Below are 15,071 nucleotides of genomic sequence, written 5' to 3'. Positions count from 1 at the left end.
CGTCAGCGGCGGCCATTGCAACGAGAACCATCGCCAAAACGAGACAATCAGCATCACCAACGGAGGAACCCCCATGTTGAAGAAGCATCTCCTGGGCGTCGCACTCGGCGCCCTCATCGCTGCCGGCGTGTCCGCAGGCGCCCGCGCCGACGACGTCTACATCCCGCTCGTGTCCAAGGGCTTCCAGCACCAGTTCTGGCAGGCCGTGAAGCTCGGCGCCGAGCAGGCCGCGAAAGCCGCCAGCGTCAAGATCACCTTCGAGGGGCCGGAAACCGAGGCCATGGTCGACAAGCAGATCGACATGCTCTCGGCCGCGCTCGCCAAGAAGCCGCAGGCGATCGGCTTTGCCGCTCTCGACTCCAAGGCGGCCATTCCGCTCTTGAAGAAGGCACAAGCCGCCAAGATCCCGGTGATCGCGTTCGACTCCGGCGTCGACAGCGACATCCCGCTGACGACCTGCACCACCGACAACTTGGCCGCGGCGGGCCTCGCTGCCGACAAGATGGCCGGTCTGATCGGCGATGCCGGCGAGGTCGCCGTCGTCGTGCACGACCAGACCAGCCGCACCGGCATCGACCGTCGCGACGGCTTCCTGAAGCAGATGAAGGACAAGCATCCGAACATCAAGATCGTCAGCGTGCAGTATGGCGGCGGCGATCAGCTGAAGTCGACCGAGATCACCAAGTCGATCCTGCAGGCCAACCCGAACGTCAAGGGCATCTTCGGCGCCAACGAAGGCTCGGCGATCGGCGTGCTCAACGGCGTCAAGGAGATGAAGAAGAAGATCGTCGTGATCGGCTACGATTCCGGCAAGCAGCAGAAGGCCGCGATCAACTCGGGCGAGATGGCCGGTGCCATCACCCAGAACCCGATCGGCATCGGCAGCTGCACCGTCGACGCCGCCGTCAAGGCGCTGAAGGGCGAGAAGCTGCCCAAGGTCACCGACACCGGCTTCTACTGGTACGACAAGTCCAACATCGGCGACGCCAAGATTGCGGCGGTGCTGTACGACTGAGAATGAGGTAGGTCGGGCAAAGAGTGTGAGTACGTCGTTGTCCGCCCAAGCCAACGAGCTCCTCAGCGAGCCGTGCGATACAGCGCCCTCGCCCCTTGTGGGAGAGGGCATGTACGGCCCATCCAAGCATGCGGTTGGGTGAGGGGTATCTCTCCGCGGGTGTCAATCGTGGTGAGATACTCCTCACCAAACCGAACCTGCCGCGCTGTCCTACATGCCCTCTCCCACAAGGGGAGATTGCGCATTCACTGGCACCGCGCTCGATTTTTTGAGGTCCAAGTACCACGGCCTTGTTCTTGCTACCGCCGGAACTTCACGAGCCAACACTGCTCGTCGGGCAAATCAGTTCCTCGTTTTGCGCGATTACGCGGCTCGACGAGAGCGATCTCCTGTAGTCGGGCCAAAAAGCGGCTGCGCCGAAAAACTCATTTCACCTGCGCATTCAATCCGATGAGCTCGATCGCCCAGCCCGCACCAGAATTTGCTCTTTCTCTATTTCAGAATTCGTGTTCTCTCATGCCATCCCGTCTCGCTAAAGGGGCGTTTCGCGATCGTCACGAGGCGTGAGGCGGGGATGCGGTGGCCGCGAGGGCTCGCAGCATGTCCTTGGATGTGCGGACGAACGAGGCTCTTGCGGACGTGAAGCTGCGTGGTCCTGGCGCCCCGAAGCTGGCGCCAAGTTCGGTGGTGATGATGATCCGCTGGGCGACGGTGGCTAACAAGCCGGACACCGGGGAGAGCGCAGAGTAAGCGTGAAAGCCATCGCGTAGGGAGGGCCGGGTCAAGCCGGCTGTACCTGTGGTTCCTGCCCCGTGCATTCTTTCCGCACGGGGGCCACGGGCCTCAGCCGAGGCCCGGCCTTCCCTGCGCCCTTGCTTTGAGAGGGCGACGAGACAACCAAGGCTCGGACGCGAAACGCGGGCGCGAGGATGAAAGCGCGCGACACCAAACTCCGTCGTCGTCCTGGGCAAGCCACACCGACGCGCATGCGTTGGCGTGGCGCCGACCCGGGGCCCATAGCCACCGAAGTCGATGTGAGGCACGCTGGAACTACCGGATCGGGCGGCAACGGTAGTTGGTGGTTATGGATCCCGGCGTTCGCCGGGATGACGCCGAATGGCATGCGGCCGACGCTAGGCTCATGGATGCCGTTGATGTGTCAGCCATGTCTCCGAACGGTCACCGCCGACGCGCAACGGGCAGGACGCGCCGCCAACGGCGATCCCCGAAACGAAAAAGCCGGGCAGAGCCCGGCCTTCCCTCATCCAATCATGCCGTGCCGCTCAGTACAGCGGAATGCCCCGCGGATAGCCGCCGAGATCGGTCGGCGCCATCAGCGGCTGCCGGTCGATCGGGCGGTTGAGGTTCTCGCGGGCGAACGACGGATAGCCGGCGGCCGGCGGGAACGCATAATCGGTGAACTTGCGATCGCCGGGCAGGACCTCGGTGCCGCCGTCGAGGAAGGAGCGCTTGCTGACGAACACTCGGGTACGCGGGCCGGCCTGGTAGGAATAGTTCGGGCTGCCGGTGGTGCTGACCACGGTCACGCGGCGCTTGCTGGGGGCGGCATCAGCGGACGTGACGGCAAGCGACGCCGCAGCAAGACCGGTCACGGCGACCGCCGCCAAGGTCAAGGCCCGGGTCATGGCAGAAAATTCAATCATCACGTCCTCTTCCTCGCGCCAAAAGGGGCGGGCGCTCGCCATGCGCATGATTTGGCCCGCACAATATCTGCGTCGGCTGTGGCATCACAAGGTCATTCCGGCGGCGAAGGCCAAGATAAATTCCCGCTGTGGCGGGAAAGTTGCATCAAAATCCGTAACTTGCCGCGAGCGCCGAACATTCGGACAGGGTCCGAAACAGTCCGCAACGGACCGACGCGATCCGCTGGCTCAGAGCGGCCCGCGCAGCCTGGGATTGTCGAGCGCGCTGATCCAGTCGTTGAGGGTCTTGGCGACTCCAGGCGCATCGCAGTCGGTGCGGCGCGGCTCGGCCTGGGCGAACAGCTCGGTCAGGGCCGGGTCATGACTGGACGACGACAGCAGGGTCAGGCGGTTGAGCATGCAGCCGACCGCGGCGCGGCGGGTCTGCAGCGCGACGCCCTGGCAGGACCATCCGGAAATGCGCAGCGCCGGGACGGCGATCGTCTTCAGAAAGCCGAGGCAGGCGCCTGGGCCGTCCGGAGTGCCGGCCTGGCGCAGCAGGCTGACCGGGCCGAACCGGCTATCGACGATCCCCGCCGCTTCGAGATCGGGCGCGTGGCGACCCATGCGCGACGCGAGCTGCCCGACCGGGTTGCGCATGCCCTCGCGCTCCGGTCCGATCCGGTAGACTTCGATTTCGGCTGCTGGCCGGCCGGCCCGCTCGCCCCAGCGCAGCACGTCCTTGCGGCCGCCTGCCGCATGGGTGAGCACGGTGTAAGTCGCGGTCTTGTCGGGCTGGTCGGTGAGGCGGAGCGAAAACGCCGGAACGGCGCCGTCGGCCGCGGTCCAGCCCGGCCGGGTCGCGAAATCGGCCCCGTCGCCGCCGTCGAGGTGGTTCCAGGCTGCCGCGCCGAGCATGGCGATCAGCGCCAGAGCCCCCACATAGGCGAACAGGCGCGCGAACGTCCCGCAGATCTCATCGACCACGGCCCTGAGGGCCGACGAGATCGGGGGATTGCGGGGCGCGGCGGCTGTTCTGGCCGAATCGGGAAGCATCGAATGCGAGACATCGTGGTAACGTTGTGTCAGGGACGTTTCTCGCATAGAAGCGCTGCCGCTTCCGTTTCCGCTGATAAACGCGGTCGGCCATATTTCTTCGGAGAGTGAACGATGGGTTACAAAGTCGCAGTGGTCGGCGCGACCGGCAATGTCGGACGGGAAATGCTCAACATCCTCGATGAGCGCAAATTCCCCGCCGACGAGGTCGTGGCGCTCGCCTCACGCCGCAGCGTCGGCGTCGAGGTGTCCTATGGCGATCGCACGCTGAAGGTCAAAGCGCTCGAGCACTACGATTTTGCCGATGTCGACATCTGCCTGATGTCCGCCGGCGGATCGGTATCGAAGGAATGGTCGCCGAAGATCGGCGCCGCCGGCGCCGTGGTGATCGACAATTCGTCGGCCTGGCGCATGGATCCCGACGTGCCGCTGATCGTGCCGGAGGTGAATGCCGCCGCGGCCGCCGGCTTCACCAAGAAGAACATCATCGCCAACCCGAACTGCTCGACGGCGCAGCTCGTGGTCGCGCTGAAGCCGCTGCACGACAAGGCGACGATCAAGCGCGTGGTGGTCTCGACCTATCAGTCCGTCTCCGGCGCCGGCAAGGACGCGATGGACGAATTGTTCTCGCAGACCAAGGCCGTCTACACCAATGATGAGCTGGTCAACACGAAGTTCCCCAAGCGCATCGCCTTCAACGTCATCCCGCACATCGACGTCTTCATGGAAGACGGCTTCACCAAGGAAGAGTGGAAGATGATGGCGGAGACCAAGAAGATCCTGGATCCGAAGATCAAGCTGACCGCCACCTGCGTGCGCGTGCCGGTGTTCGTCGGTCACTCCGAAGCAGTCAATGTCGAGTTCGATCAGCCGATCACGGCGGACGAGGCGCGCGAGATCCTGCGCCGCGCGCCGGGCTGTCTCGTGATCGACAAGCACGAGCCGGGCGGCTACGCGACGCCCTATGAGGCCGCCGGCGAGGACGCGACCTATATCAGCCGCATCCGCGAGGACGCCACCGTCGAGAACGGTCTCGCCTTCTGGTGCGTCTCCGACAATCTGCGCAAGGGCGCGGCGCTGAACGCGATCCAGATCGCCGAGGTTCTGATCAACCGCAAGCTGATCACCGCGAAGAAGAAGGCGGCGTGAGAGGTCGCCGTTAGGGAGCCGCCGGTACGCTCCCAAGATGGAGGCTATAGTGTTGCCTTCGACTGTCTCCACGTCGTCATGGCCGGGCTTGTCCCGGCCATCCACGCGGTTCGGCATCCTGGGAACGGCGTGGATGCCCGGGCCTTCGCCGCGCCGAAGCGGCTACGGCCGCGCAGGCGGGACAAGCCCGGGCATGACGGAGTAACTCATCAGCAGGGTTGTTCGTTGGGACAGCCCTGTATTGTATCTCGATACGCGATGGCCCTGCCGCAAGTGGGGCGAGGTTTGCAGCCGGCGGGCTGCATGATGTGTAGGACGACAGAGCGGATTCGGGTGGGATCGAAACGTGGCTGACAGCAAACCGACCGAGCCGGCAACGGTGCCGGCGTCCATCTCGGACAAGCACAAGCCGTCGGCGATCGAGCGCGGGCTCGAAGGCTTCCTGTTCAGGAGCCGCTGGCTGATGGCGCCGTTCTATGTCGGCCTCGTCGTCAGCCTCGCCGTGCTGCTGTTCAAGTTCGTGCTGCTGCTGTGGGAGAACATCGTCCACTTGCCGAGCGCGAAGGAGAGCGACATCATCCTCGGCGTGCTCAGCCTGATCGATGTCTGCCTCACCGGAAATCTCGTGCTGATCGTGGTGTTCTCCGGCTACGAGAACTTCGTCTCGCGCATCGATCCGAACGGCCATCCGGATTGGCCGGAATGGATGACGAAGGTCGACTTCGCCGGGTTGAAGCAGAAACTGCTGGCCTCGATCGTCGCGATCTCGGCGATCCAGCTGTTGAAGGCGTTCATGAACCTCGACGCCGGCTACGACTCGGTCAAGCTCGCGTGGCTGGTCGGCGTGCACATGACCTTCGTGGTGTCGACCCTGATGCTGGCGCTGTCGGATCGATGGTCAGGCGAGCATTGATGAGGGGCGAATAGAGAGTAGCGAATGGCGAATAGGGAATTGAGATCGAATCTACTCGCACCCCCCAATTCGCTACTCGCCTGCGCGCGCGCTCTTGAATTCCTTCGCCACCTTGTCCAGCACGAACAGCGAGCCCTCGGCGACGCCGAAATAGGCGCCGTGGAGCTGCAGGTCGCCGGCCTCGACGCGGCTGCGCACGAACGGGAACGTCATGAGGTTCTCGAGGCTGCGGAACACGGCGGCCTTCTCGATCCGGGTGACGAAGTCCTGAAAGCTCTCGCGGTCGCGCTGCTCGACGACCTCGCCGGGCTTGATGAACATCGACATCCAGCGACCGATGAAGTCGCCCGGCGACAACGGCGCCGCCTTGTCGACGAAGGCGCGGATGCCGCCGCACTGGGCATGGCCGAGAATGACGATGTGCTTCACCTTCAGCACCGTGACGGCATATTCCAGCGCCGCCGACACACCGTGGGCGTTGGCATCGGGCTGATAGATCGGCACCAGATTGGCGATGTTCCTGAGCACGAACAATTCGCCGGGGCCGACGTCGAAGATCACCTCCGGCGAGACGCGGGAGTCGCAGCAGCCGATCACCATCACTTCGGGGGATTGGCCACGTTCCGAGAGCTCCAGATAGCGGCTCTGTTCGGTCGGCAGGCGCTGGGTGGTGAAGGCGCGATAGCCCTCGAGCAGACGATGCGGAAACGAGATCATGGGCCCTGCCTAAACACATGCGGCTGTCGGGAAACAAGCCTTTCGGCCCGGCGACCGAAATGGTATCGCGGGACGCCTCGATAAACCAAGGGAAACGCCGACATGATCCGCCCGCGCCGCAGTCTTCTGTTCATGCCCGGCTCCAATGCGCGCGCGCTGGAGAAGGGGCGGAACCTGCCGGCCGATGGCCTGATCCTCGATCTCGAAGACTCGGTGGCGCCCGACGCCAAGGCGGCGGCGCGCGAGCAGATCGCCAAGGCGGTCGCGGCTGATGGCTACGGCAAGCGGGAACTGCTGATCCGCATCAACAGCCTGGATACGCCGTGGTGGAGCGACGATGTCGCCATGGCCGGACAGGCGGCGACCGACGGCATCCTGGTTCCCAAGGTGTCGACCGTCGAGGATCTGCACACGGTCACCAACCGTCTCGCCGAGGTCGGAGCCGATCCGGCGCTGAAGGTGTGGGCGATGATCGAGACCGCGCGGTCCGTGCTCGATGCCGACCTGCTCGCCGCGACGGTGCACGAGGCGGGGTCACGTCTGGCCGGCTTCGTGTTCGGTCCGAACGACATCTCGCGCGAGACCCGCATCCGCATGGTGCCGGGACGTTCGACGATGCTGCCGATGATCAGCCATTGCATCCTGGCGACGCGCGCGCATGGGCTGGAGATTCTCGACGGGCCCTACAGCGATTTCGCCAACACCGACGGCTTCACGCAGGAATGCATCCAGGCCCGCGACCTCGGCTTCGACGGCAAGACCCTGATCCATCCCGGTCAGATCGACGCCTGCAACGCGATCTTCACGCCGCCCGTGGCCGAGGTCGCCGAGGCGCGCAAGATCCTCGCCGCGTTCGAGTTGCCGGAAAATGCGTCGCGCGGCGCCATCCAGCTCGACGGACGCATGGTCGAGCGGCTGCACGCCGAGATGGCCAAGCGCACGATCGCGATCGCGGATGCGATCGCGGCGGTGGGCAAGTAGCTGGAGGCCGCGTCAGATCTGCCTGAGGCTGAGGATGTAGTTGACGAGATCGCCGCGCTGCTCCGGCGTCAGGATGACGTTGGGCATCGTCGGGTGGCTGCTCTGCAGGAACACCTTCAGCGACAGCTCGGTCGTCGACGGCATGTTGGCGACAGCGGCGAAATCCGGCGCCGTCCTGGTCTGGTTGCGCGCGCCGCTGGCGTCGATGGCGTGGCAGGGGCTGCACCAGGCTTCCGCCAGCTTGCGGCCGGCCTGCACGCTCTGGTCCGCCGGCGTCGCGCCGCCCGCGTAGTGCAGCCGGATCAGCAGCATCGCGGCAAGCGCGAGCAGGATCGCGGCGCCGACATGGAGCCAAGTGTTGCGGTGGAGATTCGGCCGACTCATCGCGTTGCTCCGCTGAAGTGGAAGGGCGGACGGCGATCAGTGCTTGACGATGCCGGTACCGAGGCGGTCGATGGTCGGAGCGTTGAGGCAGTATTCCTCATAATGCTCGCCGGCCTTGCCCGCCGCGAGATCGCGATGGCAGCGCGGCTTGTCCTTGCACATCGCGCAGACCCGCTCCATGTCGCGCAGCACCAGCGGCTCCGCCCGCGACAGCGCGGCCTCGTCGATGCCGAGCGCCTTGAGCATCAGCGGCAGCTCGTCGGCGGCGTGCTCGCCATGGCGGACCAACTCGTCGAGATCGGACGGAGTAACCTGCAGGTCCATCGCGATGCGCTCGAAATCGTCGCGATCCAGCTGCCGCAGCTCGCTGAGCTCGCGCCGGTGCCGCAGCCATTGCGCGAAGGTGTCGATCAGGAACTGGACCCGAGGATAAGGCTTGGCTTGGGCAGGCATGGCACGTCTCCGATGATTGCCTGCAATCAAACACCGGCCGGCGAGACGAACGTTGCGGTAGATCAAGCAGCGCAACGGCCCTGCCGGAGGCGCAGGTCGTCAGGCGCCGAACCGCTCGGTGGCCCACGCATAGAGACTGCCCGGGATGGGCGCCTCGCCGCCGCGGCCTTTGGGCGAGATGTGCAGGCCGACGATGCCGGGATCCCTGATCAGGCCGGAGAAGTCGGACGGATCGAAGAACGCCCGAGGCTCGGCGTGGACGGCATAGAAGCTGCGCTTCGGCAGCGCGTGGCGCAGCGAGCCGTGGCGCCCGGCCAGGGCGGTGAGCGCGGCCGGGCCGAAGATGGCGACGCGGATGTCCGACAGGCGGTCGGAGCCGCCGCGCAGCCGTCGCAGCGCGAACGTGATCCGGTGGCGCAGCGACAGCCAGTTCGGCGTCAGCACGTCCTGGGCTATCAGCGCGGCGAACTCGGCCACGATCGGGTCGTCCGGCGGCAGGTACAGCACCGAATTGCCGAGCTGCCGCGGCCGTTCCCAGGCGAAGGTGGGCAAGGCGGGGTCGATCTCGACGGGACGCAGCAGGAGCACATCGGCGTCGAGCCAGAGCCCGGCCCGCTGGGCCATCAGCCGCATGCGGAAGAAGTCGCTGAACTGCAGCGTGGTCCAGTCGCGCCAGCTGCCGTCCGGCTGCGGCGGCCTGAGACGCTCGGAGAATGCGTAAGGCAGCACGGCCTCGGCATCGGCATTGCCAACGCCATCGGGCAGGCCGGGCAGCGGATCGAAACTGTAGACCGTGACCTTGTGGCCGGCAGCCAGCTGCGAGCGCAGGCAGGTCTGGCGCAGCCGGTCGAGTGGGCCGCGCCAGAACGTCACGACCTCGGGCAAGACGCGCGGCAACGGCGGACCTGTGTTCGGGGTGCTCTCGAAACAAGACCCCGGACGAGGTCCGGGGCCCGCGAACTCTCTGCCGTCAGGCGGGGCTCAGGCCCAGGCGCGCTCGGCCAGCTTGGCCTCATAGCTGTCGATCGAGGCCTTCTTCTCCAAGGTCAGCCCGATATCGTCGAGCCCATTGAGCAGGCAGTGCTTGCGGAACGGATCGATGTCGAACTTGACGGTGCCGCCGTCGGGGCCGCGGATCTCCTGGGCGGCGAGGTCGATCGTCAAGGTCGCGTTGGCGCCGCGCTCGGCGTCGTCGAACAGCTTGTCGAGATCGGCCTGCGACACGCGGATCGGCAGAATGCCGTTCTTGAAGCAGTTGTTGTAGAAGATGTCGCCGAACGAGGTCGAGATCACGCAGCGGATGCCGAAATCGAGCAGTGCCCAGGGGGCGTGCTCACGGCTCGAGCCGCAGCCGAAATTGTCGCCGGCGACCAGGATCTTGGAATTGCGATAGGCCGGCTGGTTGAGCACGAAATCCGGGTTCTCGCTGCCGTCGTCCTTGTAGCGCTGCTCGGAGAACAGGCCCTTGCCGAGGCCGGTGCGCTTGATGGTCTTCAGGTACTGCTTGGGAATGATCATGTCGGTGTCGACATTGATGATCTTCAGCGGCGCGGCGACGCCTTCCAGCGTGGTGAACTTGTCCATCGAAAGCACCTTCGAGAGTATCGGGCAGGCCGCTGTTTAGCCCGATTGGGCGGGCGGATAAAGACCAAATCCCCATGTCCGGCCGCAGCCCGGTCAGTCGGCGGAAGCCTCGATCGCTTCCATGTCGTCGTCCGACATTCCGAAATGATGGCCAATCTCGTGGATCAGGACATGGCGGACGATATGGCCGAAGCTCTCGTCATGCTCGGCCCAGTAATCGAGGATCGGACGACGGTAGAGCCAGATCATGTTGGGCAGCCGCGGCAGGTCGTCGCCGCTGCGAAACGGCAGCCCGGTGCCCTGGAACAGGCCGAGCAGGTCGAACTCGCTCTCGGCCTGCATCTCGTCGAGCACCTCCTCTGTCGGGAAGTCGTCGACCCGGATGATGACGCCTTCGCACATCTTGCGGAAATGGTCCGGGAGACGCTCGAACATCTCGTGCGCCATGGCTTCCATGTCGGCCAACGAGGGTGCTTTCAATTCAGTCCACATGGCTGCCTTCTAGCCCGGCTTTGATCATGATGCATCCGGGGTTCTCGACATGTGTCTCAGTTGCCGTTGACGCCGGGAGTGAAAACGGCGACCGTTCGCCGCGGACGATTTGTTTTGGGGGTCTCGCATGAGACGGATGTCGGTGATGCTGGCCGGAACGGCGCTGGCAGCTTCTGTCATGATCTTGGTTTCGGCGCGCGCGCAGGCCGAACAGGCCGGCGGCGTGCAGTTGCGGACCGTCCAGGGCAACGAGATGACGGATGTCTCGGCGCAGCGGCGTCCGCGGCGTGTTCTGATCTATCCGCGCTATCAGGGGCACTGGGAGCCCGATGTCGTGCCGCGCTACAATCCAGGCCCCAATGCTGTCAGGGTCTGCAATGCGGCCTACGTTCAAGAGCATCGGCCGAGCGGCACCGTCATCGTGCCGCATATGAGCTGCTATTGGCGGCGCGGCTGATCCGGCGTTCCCGCCGCAGCATCGGTCCCCGGCGCATTTTGTCGCGCGGTGCGGCGGAACCGCGCGCGGCCATTTGGCATTCTGCTTCCTGCGCAGGTCTTCATGTCCCATTCACGTCGCTCGTCCGAGACTGATCTGCGTCGCGCTGCTGCGGCTGCCGATCGACTGATGCGGTGGGGGCATGGTGCTCGACGTGATGCGATGCAAGGAGAAGTACATGACTGTGACGAAGCTGTTGGGCATCGCGGCCATTGGTGCCGTCCTGGCGATGGCTGCGCCCGCCGAACGCGCTCAGGCGCTGTCGCTGATCAACCCGGGCGCCGCAACGTCGGTGCAGCAGGGAGCGGCGCAGGAGACGACGCAGGCGCATTGGCACGGCCGTCGCCATTGGCATCCGCGCCGCCACTATTGGCATCCGCGGCGTCATTGGCATCCGCGGCGCGCATGGCACCGGCATCACCGTCACTGGTGATCTGCTGCCGTTCGATCCATGATCGACGTCGAACAGGCCCGCATCGCGGGCCTGTAGCTTGATAGGGACGGCAATGGGGTCTGCCATGGCGTCTTTCATCCGCAAGGCCAGGTTCGTCATCGGCATCGGTGCCGCGCTGCTTGCAGCATCCGCCGCAACGTCTCCCGTCCGCGCCACCTCGGTCGAACTGGCAACGAAGTTGACCGCGACCAAGCCCTCAGCGGGCCGGCATGGCCGCTGGCCCAAGCCGATGCATGCCTCATCGGCCGTACCACGCTACTATGGTCGTCCCTTGGACTACGCGCCCGCCTATGCGCCGGGCCCGTTCGTGTTGTTCACGCCATTCTACGAATGATCCTGGCAATGATGGGGCAGCCGTTCGTAGATCGCATGAATGTGGAGTCAGTGGCCGAGCCCGCTCACGAGAAGCACGACCGCCTCGGCGCCGGCTTTGCGGTCGCTCGCGATCTCCTGATACGCGGGTGAATTCGACCAGGCGCGAAAGTCGCGCTCGTCGGGAAACGACATCAGGACGATCTTGTCGCCGTCCCAGCATCCTTCGACCAAGACGGGTGCCTCATCGGCAGCGAGCAGCCGGCCGTTGAAGTTGCGAAACACGTCGAAGAAGCGCGCCTGATAGCGATCGTAGGCAGCGCGATCCGTCATCTTGAGTTGAACGACGACGTAGACACTCATGCGCTCGTCCTCTGCCGCGACGCCACGCCGCAGATGCGCGCGAGACGTGCATCATTCATGCCGCATTCACGTCGCTATCTCTACGTTCATGTTCGGGGGTGCGCCAATCCATCGATCGGACGACCAGCATCGGCGCTGCATGGGTCCATCGTGCACAGCATTCAGGGAGAAGGGACCATGATGAGGATGAAGGACCAGCGCGCTGGTCTTGCTCGTCGCCTCGGCTTGGCGGCGGCAACACTGTTTCTGATCGCGGGCGCATCCGGTCGGCCCGCGTCTGCGATGTCGCCGGTCAGTCCCGGTGCGGGACCATCGACTCAGACATCTCGTGATGCTCTCACGATTCAAGTCCGTGGCGGCCATGGCGGAGGCGGCGGCGGACATCACGGCGGCGGCGGTGGCGGGTTCCGCGGCGGTGGTGGCTTCCACGGCGGTGGTGGCGGTTTCCACGGCGGAGGCGGCGGCTTCCATGCCGCTCCCGCCTTCCATGGCGGCGGCGGAATGTTCAGAGGCGGCGGTGGTCCGGCGTTCCACGGCGGCGGAGGTCACGCCTTCGGCGGTGGCGGTCCGCGTCCCGTGTTTCACGGTGGCGGTCCGCGGCCGGCATTCTACGGCGGCGGCTATCATCATCGCCCGCACTACGCCTACCGGCCGTATTTCCACCATCACCGCCGGCACTTCTACGGCTATCGCAGCTACTACACTCCGACCTATACGACGGGCTATTACTATCCCTATCGCCGCTGCCGTATCGTCTATACCTATTACGGACCGCGCCGCATCTGCCACTACCGGCACTGGCGAGGTCACCACTGGCGTCATCATCACCGGTGGCACCATCGTCACCACCGCCATCACTGGCGCTACTACTGACGACGCAGAGACCTGCACCGAGACATCGAAGGACGCCCGACGGCGTCCTTCTCTCGTTTGGGCGCAATGAGTCCGTTTGCCGCCAAGACGCCGCGACGCTCAGAGCCAGTCCTTGAACTGCCAGTTCTTCATGCTCAGCCGCCAGGGCGTCAACGTCTCAAGCCGCCATTTCGCGAAGCGCTGCGGCGGCCAGTTCGACAGCCGGCGCTCCTCCTTCGGTGCCTCGGCCTTGGCGATGATCTTGGCAGGCGGAGTCTTGCGGCGCTGGCTTGTCGCGTCGCGGATGAGGTCGACGTATTCCGGCTTATTGGCCATGGCAGGCTCCTCGGCACGTTCCTCCGCAGACGCGTTGCGCCCGGTGGTAGGATCGTGCGCCAAGAAGTTTAAGAAGCCCTTGCCTGGCCGCGTCGAGGTTGAGTCGAAATGAAAACGCGGCGGCCTCGTTCGAAGCCACCGCGCTCGTTCGTAGATCGGCCGCCGTGCAGCGTCGGCCGCCGGCGAAGTTGGCCCTTAGCACCAGTCGCGCACGTCGACGAAGTGGCCAGCGATCGCGGCGGCGGCGGCCATTGCGGGCGACACCAGATGGGTGCGGCCCTTGAAGCCCTGGCGGCCCTCGAAGTTGCGGTTCGAGGTCGAGGCGCAGCGCTCTTCCGGCGCCAGCTTGTCCGGGTTCATGGCGAGGCACATCGAGCAGCCCGGCTCACGCCATTCGAAGCCGGCCTTGATGAAGATCTTGTCCAGACCTTCGGCCTCGGCCTGCTCCTTGACGATGCCCGAGCCCGGCACGACCATCGCGTTGACATGGCCAGAGACGGTCTTGCCCTCGGCGATCTTGGCCGCCGCGCGCAGATCCTCGATGCGGCCGTTGGTGCAGGAGCCGATGAAGACGCGGTCGAGCTTGATATCGGTGATCTTCGTGCCCGCGGTCAGGCCCATGTACTTCAGCGCGCGATGCTTGGAGATGCGCTTGGCTTCGTCGGCGATCTTGTCCGGATCCGGCACCATGCCGGTGATCGAGATCACGTCCTCGGGCGAGGTGCCCCAGGTCACGATCGGCGGCAGCTTGGCGGCGTCGAGCCGCAGCTCGTGGTCGAAATGCGCGCCCTCGTCGGAGCGCAGCGTCTCCCAGTAGCGCATCGCCGCATCCCAGGCCGCACCTTGCGGCGCCTTGGGACGGCCGCGCAGGAAGTCGTAGGCCTTTTCGTCCGGCGCGACCAGGCCGGCGCGGGCGCCGCCCTCGATCGACATGTTGCAGACGGTCATGCGGCCTTCCATCGACAGCGCGCGGATCGCCTCGCCGGCATATTCCAGCACATAGCCGGTGCCGCCCGCGGTGCCGATCTCGCCGATGATGGCGAGGATGATGTCCTTGCCCGTCACGCCGTCCGGCAGCTTGCCGTCGACGGTGACGCGCATGTTCTTCGCCTTCTTCTGGATCAGCGTCTGCGTCGCCAGCACGTGCTCGACCTCTGACGTGCCGATGCCGTGCGCCAGCGCGCCGAACGCGCCGTGCGTCGAGGTGTGGCTGTCACCGCAGACGATCGTGGTGCCCGGCAGCGTGAAGCCCTGTTCCGGGCCGATGACGTGGACGATGCCCTGGCGGCGATCGAACTCGTTGTAATATTCGACGCCGAACTCCTTGGCGTTCTCGGCCAGCGCCTTGATCTGCTCGATGCTCTCCGGATCCGGGTTCGGCTTGGAGCGATCGGTGGTCGGCACGTTGTGGTCGACGACGGCCAGCGTCTTCTCCGGCGCGTGCACCTTGCGCCCGGTCATGCGCAGGCCTTCGAACGCTTGCGGCGAGGTGACCTCGTGGACCAGATGGCGGTCGATGTAGAGCAGGCAGGTGCCGTCCTCGGCTTCGTGCACCAGATGGTCGTTCCAGATCTTGTCGTACAGCGTGGTCGGTTTCGACATGAGCGAATGCTCCCGGGAATCTTAAGGTTTGAAACAGGACGCGTGACGGGCACGCGCGAACAATCAGGAAGAGGCGCTGCGGCTTACAGCGCGCGCCTAAGCTCGGATGTCGCAGACGTCGCGAACCGTCCGAAGAACCGCCCGGGCAGCCGGCTATGATCGTCGATGACGACGCGGCGGCAGGCCATGCTGGTGCGATCTAGAACCATTTCAGGGGGATATATAGCACGCAGGCTGGGGAGTGCGAGATGCGTTTCTCTCCGGGCGTC

Annotated in this window: 19 protein-coding genes; 8 read left to right on the top strand and 11 right to left on the bottom strand. The window is 65.2% G+C overall.

Annotated elements, in window-relative coordinates:
- The first annotated feature begins 73 nt into the window (after positions 1 to 73).
- Complete coding sequence (locus ACQR1I_RS21240) at positions 74 to 1,015, top strand: ABC transporter substrate-binding protein (protein ID WP_434866488.1); 942 nt, start codon at positions 74 to 76, stop codon at positions 1,013 to 1,015.
- 1,283 nt (positions 1,016 to 2,298) lie between these two features.
- On the opposite strand, the gene ACQR1I_RS21235 is transcribed toward ACQR1I_RS21240, so the two are convergent.
- Together ACQR1I_RS21235 and ACQR1I_RS21230 are read right to left on the bottom strand one after the other, a co-directional pair.
- Complete coding sequence (locus ACQR1I_RS21235; RefSeq protein ID WP_434866487.1) at positions 2,299 to 2,679, bottom strand: hypothetical protein; 381 nt, start codon at positions 2,677 to 2,679, stop codon at positions 2,299 to 2,301.
- A gap of 228 nt (positions 2,680 to 2,907) precedes the next feature.
- On the bottom strand, positions 2,908 to 3,714 hold the full coding sequence (locus ACQR1I_RS21230) for a hypothetical protein (protein WP_434866486.1): 807 nt from the start codon (positions 3,712 to 3,714) through the stop codon (positions 2,908 to 2,910).
- A 114-nt stretch (positions 3,715 to 3,828) separates the two neighbouring features.
- Between ACQR1I_RS21230 and ACQR1I_RS21225 the strand changes: the two genes are divergently transcribed.
- Both ACQR1I_RS21225 and ACQR1I_RS21220 read left to right on the top strand, forming a co-directional pair.
- On the top strand, positions 3,829 to 4,863 hold the full coding sequence (locus ACQR1I_RS21225) for an aspartate-semialdehyde dehydrogenase (RefSeq protein ID WP_434866485.1): 1,035 nt from the start codon (positions 3,829 to 3,831) through the stop codon (positions 4,861 to 4,863).
- 379 nt (positions 4,864 to 5,242) lie between these two features.
- Complete coding sequence (locus ACQR1I_RS21220) at positions 5,243 to 5,776, top strand: TIGR00645 family protein (protein ID WP_434866653.1); 534 nt, start codon at positions 5,243 to 5,245, stop codon at positions 5,774 to 5,776.
- Positions 5,777 to 5,848: 72 nt separating this feature from the next.
- Here the strand turns inward: ACQR1I_RS21220 and ACQR1I_RS21215 are convergent, their stop codons facing one another.
- Positions 5,849 to 6,493, bottom strand: a complete 645-nt coding sequence (locus ACQR1I_RS21215; protein WP_434866484.1) for a carbonic anhydrase — start codon at positions 6,491 to 6,493, stop codon at positions 5,849 to 5,851.
- A gap of 102 nt (positions 6,494 to 6,595) precedes the next feature.
- On the opposite strand from ACQR1I_RS21215, the gene ACQR1I_RS21210 reads away from it, so the two are divergent.
- On the top strand, positions 6,596 to 7,474 hold the full coding sequence (locus ACQR1I_RS21210) for an HpcH/HpaI aldolase/citrate lyase family protein (RefSeq protein ID WP_434866483.1): 879 nt from the start codon (positions 6,596 to 6,598) through the stop codon (positions 7,472 to 7,474).
- 12 nt (positions 7,475 to 7,486) lie between these two features.
- Here ACQR1I_RS21210 and ACQR1I_RS21205 read toward each other — a convergent pair whose 3' ends face one another.
- The 5 genes from ACQR1I_RS21205 to ACQR1I_RS21185 form a co-directional block, all read right to left on the bottom strand.
- Positions 7,487 to 7,858: a c-type cytochrome gene (locus ACQR1I_RS21205; protein WP_434866482.1), complete on the bottom strand. Its 372-nt coding sequence runs from the start codon at positions 7,856 to 7,858 to the stop codon at positions 7,487 to 7,489.
- A gap of 36 nt (positions 7,859 to 7,894) precedes the next feature.
- Positions 7,895 to 8,311 carry a hypothetical protein gene (locus ACQR1I_RS21200; protein ID WP_434866481.1) on the bottom strand — a complete coding sequence of 139 codons (417 nt, stop codon included), beginning with the start codon at positions 8,309 to 8,311 and terminating at the stop codon, positions 7,895 to 7,897.
- 99 nt (positions 8,312 to 8,410) lie between these two features.
- Positions 8,411 to 9,208 (bottom strand): hypothetical protein, encoded by a 798-nt coding sequence (locus ACQR1I_RS21195; protein WP_434866480.1) that lies wholly within the window; start codon positions 9,206 to 9,208, stop codon positions 8,411 to 8,413.
- 84 nt (positions 9,209 to 9,292) lie between these two features.
- Complete coding sequence (gene leuD / locus ACQR1I_RS21190) at positions 9,293 to 9,895, bottom strand: 3-isopropylmalate dehydratase small subunit (protein ID WP_434866479.1); 603 nt, start codon at positions 9,893 to 9,895, stop codon at positions 9,293 to 9,295.
- 93 nt (positions 9,896 to 9,988) lie between these two features.
- Positions 9,989 to 10,387: a metallopeptidase family protein gene (locus ACQR1I_RS21185; protein WP_434866478.1), complete on the bottom strand. Its 399-nt coding sequence runs from the start codon at positions 10,385 to 10,387 to the stop codon at positions 9,989 to 9,991.
- A gap of 145 nt (positions 10,388 to 10,532) precedes the next feature.
- Here ACQR1I_RS21185 and ACQR1I_RS21180 point away from each other — a divergent pair, with 145 nt between their 5' ends.
- The 3 genes from ACQR1I_RS21180 (at position 10,533) to ACQR1I_RS21170 (ending at position 11,671) form a co-directional block, all read left to right on the top strand.
- Complete coding sequence (locus ACQR1I_RS21180; protein ID WP_434866652.1) at positions 10,533 to 10,844, top strand: hypothetical protein; 312 nt, start codon at positions 10,533 to 10,535, stop codon at positions 10,842 to 10,844.
- Between the two features lie 181 nt (positions 10,845 to 11,025).
- On the top strand, positions 11,026 to 11,316 hold the full coding sequence (locus ACQR1I_RS21175) for a hypothetical protein (RefSeq protein WP_434866477.1): 291 nt from the start codon (positions 11,026 to 11,028) through the stop codon (positions 11,314 to 11,316).
- An 85-nt stretch (positions 11,317 to 11,401) separates the two neighbouring features.
- A complete protein-coding gene (locus tag ACQR1I_RS21170) occupies positions 11,402 to 11,671 on the top strand; it encodes a hypothetical protein (RefSeq protein ID WP_434866476.1) in 270 nt (89 codons plus the stop codon).
- Positions 11,672 to 11,718: 47 nt separating this feature from the next.
- Here the strand turns inward: ACQR1I_RS21170 and ACQR1I_RS21165 are convergent, their stop codons facing one another.
- Positions 11,719 to 12,012 (bottom strand): DUF1330 domain-containing protein, encoded by a 294-nt coding sequence (locus ACQR1I_RS21165; protein WP_434866475.1) that lies wholly within the window; start codon positions 12,010 to 12,012, stop codon positions 11,719 to 11,721.
- Positions 12,013 to 12,189: 177 nt separating this feature from the next.
- Here ACQR1I_RS21165 and ACQR1I_RS21160 point away from each other — a divergent pair, with 177 nt between their 5' ends.
- Positions 12,190 to 12,885 (top strand): hypothetical protein, encoded by a 696-nt coding sequence (locus ACQR1I_RS21160; RefSeq protein ID WP_434866474.1) that lies wholly within the window; start codon positions 12,190 to 12,192, stop codon positions 12,883 to 12,885.
- Between the two features lie 99 nt (positions 12,886 to 12,984).
- Here ACQR1I_RS21160 and ACQR1I_RS21155 read toward each other — a convergent pair whose 3' ends face one another.
- On the bottom strand, positions 12,985 to 13,200 hold the full coding sequence (locus ACQR1I_RS21155) for a hypothetical protein (RefSeq protein WP_434866473.1): 216 nt from the start codon (positions 13,198 to 13,200) through the stop codon (positions 12,985 to 12,987).
- A 195-nt stretch (positions 13,201 to 13,395) separates the two neighbouring features.
- Positions 13,396 to 14,802 carry a 3-isopropylmalate dehydratase large subunit gene (gene leuC / locus ACQR1I_RS21150; protein WP_434866472.1) on the bottom strand — a complete coding sequence of 469 codons (1,407 nt, stop codon included), beginning with the start codon at positions 14,800 to 14,802 and terminating at the stop codon, positions 13,396 to 13,398.
- Between the last annotated feature and the right edge of the window lie 269 nt (positions 14,803 to 15,071).

The organism is Bradyrhizobium sp. HKCCYLS2038, assembly GCF_051167655.1.
Classification (GTDB): domain Bacteria; phylum Pseudomonadota; class Alphaproteobacteria; order Rhizobiales; family Xanthobacteraceae; genus Bradyrhizobium.
The sequence above is the reverse complement of the archived record's forward strand: the minus strand, read 5'-3'. Positions and strand labels throughout refer to the sequence as shown.